The following is a 2640-nucleotide window of genomic DNA, read 5'->3' as shown; positions in this document are numbered from 1 at the left end:
GAAGGTCAGGCGATAGGGGAGAACGTCCTCGAGCAGTTCGATCAACGCCCACATCAGGGTGGTCGCCTCCTCGCTGCCCGTATGCGAGATGGCGAAGGGCTGGCCGGCCCCGGATGAGGCGAGGACGGCGGCGATCACGTTGGTCAGTCGGTGGTGTCGGGCGGGGGCGCGGGCGGCCTGGCGCAGCGTGCGTTCCCCGATCCGGCGCGCGGCGGTCAGTTCGGGCAGGTGCAGCGGGGTGAGGCGGGTCGAGGTGCGTGGCGCCTCGGCCCGCGCGGTCCCCGCCGCGTGCAGTGCCAGCGCCACCCGTTCGGTGAGATGGTCCGCCCGACCGGTCAGGACGTGCGCCCGCAGCCGGCCGGGGCTGGAGCCACTGCGCCGAGGTACCCGGACCCGGTGCACCAGCGCGGCCCGTTCGGGCGGTGCGCCCGCTGACACGTCGAGCACCGTCCGAGGCCCGACCCCCAGGCCGGACGGGCCGGTCGGGCTGGTCGGGACAGCTGGGCTGGTCGGACCGGTGACATAGGCCAGGGACGTCGTCGCGTCGGCGGCGAGGGCGTCCTCGGCCAGCAGGTGCGCGGCCGGCAGATCGTCCCAGGAACGGGCCGCCGCCGACCCCAGGGAACTCGCGACCGGGAAGAAGCCCTGCTCGCCCGTCCGTGGATGGCGTGACCAGACGTAGACGACCTGATCGATGCGGGTCGCGTCGTGAACCCGGCCAGGCGGCAGCGGCACGGTCGGATCACCGATCATGGGAGGTCGGTTCCGATCGGGCCGCCACCGTGGCCGGGCCTGGTCATCAGTGCCAGCCGGTGGGGGTGTCGCCGGGACGGTCGTCGGTCGTCCCGGGAGCCGGACCGGTGCCGCCGGGGAAGTCCGCGTCGCCGTGGGAGTCCGCACGGACGGCGGCAAGGGGCGCGAAACGTCGGATGCGGGCTGGTAGCAGGGGGTAGAGGCGGCCGAGTCGGTCTCGCGGTGCTCGCCGTGCCAGGCCGGGGCGTCCGACGGTGCGCGGTGGCGGGTCGTGCCGTGACCGCTCGGGGAGCTGGTGGACGACGGCGCCGATACCGGGCAGAACGAGACCTCCGGCGACCGCGCCGGCGGCCCGGTGGACCCGGTCGAAGGCCTCGGGTTCGCGCAGAACGTCGAGCATCATCAGCAGGGGATCGTAACCATCGGTCGGGTCGTGGGCCGGGCGGTGCGGCGGGCTGTGGTCCGGGTCATGCCGTGCGGGACCGGGGGCGGGCCACTGGTCGGACGGTGGCCGCAGGTCCAGCTCCGCGGTGGGCCCCGCGTGCGCGGCCCGCGGGGTGCCCGCGGGTGTGCTGTCGTCCGCCGGGGTGCCGCCGGTGCGGGCCATCGGCTCGTCCGGGTCGGCCTCGAGGAAGGTGTACAGGTCGGGGTCGTAGCGGGTGTCGAGGTCATGCTGGTCGTCATGCGCGGGCTCGTGCCCCGGTGCCAGGGCGGTCGGCGCCTCGACCAGGACGAACAGCACGGACGGGTGGGTGCGCCCGGCGAGTGGCGGGGCTGGCGCGGGGCGGTGCGCCACGCAGGCGTCGGAGGTACCCACCAGCACGAGCCGGGGGGCGGCCGGCGGCTCGGCGGCCGCTGGCGTCCTCCGCTTGGGCCAGGGCCCGCGGAGATCGACGATGGTGACCGGGTCTGGACCCGGGCGAGCACTCGGGGTCAGGGACTGCGGTGGTGACTCACTCATGGAAGATCCCCGCCGGCCCGCCAGCTTTGCCGGCGAGGCCTTTGTGATCGGTACGGATCGTGATCCGGCAATGCGGGCACGCAATAGAGGTCGGCCAATGCGCGGGCAGCTCCTATGTGCGGAACCCGTTGTTCCGTTGCGTGGTCACTGGCCAATGATTGTCCCCCCAGGACAAGTCCCACCCGGACCAATGATCGTGTAGTTAGCTGATTACCAGTACCTGGCGAAAGGTAATTCCTGGACCTGTCCGCCGTCCAGGAAAAGGAGAAAAATCATCGGGAGCTGGCCGCGAACGCCTGGCGCGTCGGGGATGAGGCCGCTTCAACGCCGTGGGTAGGGGCTTTCGGCCGGGATTTCCCCTGGGAGTCGGCCTCCACCGGCGGCAGTGATCCGACCGGACGGTGATTGCCCGTGCAGCCGCATGTGCAGCGTCCGGTCGCGTATTCCGTTGCGCTTCGCGGGGGCGGTAACGGATCGGCCTCCGCTGGTTCGGCGCCGGACGAATACCGGCCACCCTGGGTTACCTGTCGGCGCGTGGACGGACCAGCGTGACGCGGTCGATCGGTACCCGGTCGGGATTCGGCGAACTCGAGTCGAGTACCGAGATCCGCAGGCGCGTCGATCCGCCCGGCTCGCCCGGGTCGACATCGATCAGCGCGAACGCGTACGGATGATCACTGGCCCGGAAGGCCAGCCAGTCCGCCGGCTCCACGGCATGCACCGGACGCCGCCGACGGCGCCCGGGTTCGGGATCACGCAGGTCGACGATCACCCGCCCGGCTGGCGGGTCGAGCAGGTCGCCGGCCGTCGGCGAGCCTGATCCGCCGGTACCGACCAGAAGATGGACAGATGGATCTTTGAGACCTGTGTAGCGGTAGGGCGAGACGGGATCTTCAGACCAGTGACGTTGACCATGGCAGACATGG

1 protein-coding gene and 2 pseudogenes are annotated in these 2640 nt (G+C 71.9%); all 3 read right to left on the bottom strand.

The window, feature by feature from the left end:
• A pseudogene (locus G6R24_RS20125) lies at nucleotides 1–753 on the bottom strand (hypothetical protein); the annotation flags it as partial.
• 46 nt (nucleotides 754–799) lie between these two features.
• The gene (locus G6R24_RS20120) at nucleotides 800–1714 is read right to left on the bottom strand and encodes a hypothetical protein (protein WP_163550711.1); all 915 of its coding nucleotides are present in this window, start codon (nucleotides 1712–1714) and stop codon (nucleotides 800–802) included.
• A gap of 520 nt (nucleotides 1715–2234) precedes the next feature.
• Nucleotides 2235–2640: pseudogene (locus tag G6R24_RS23010) on the bottom strand (hypothetical protein); the annotation flags it as partial.

The sequence above is a fragment of the Candidatus Frankia nodulisporulans genome, from assembly GCF_902806475.1.
Classification (GTDB): domain Bacteria; phylum Actinomycetota; class Actinomycetes; order Frankiales; family Frankiaceae; genus Frankia; species Frankia umida.
Note: the sequence above shows the minus strand (reverse complement) of the source record. Positions and strands in the feature narration are given on the sequence as shown.

Coding starts and splice junctions, on each gene's coding strand:
- G6R24_RS20120 (WP_163550711.1), bottom strand. CDS start 1,714: ATGAGTGAGTCACCACCGCAGTCCCTGACCCCGAGTGCTCGCCCGGGT.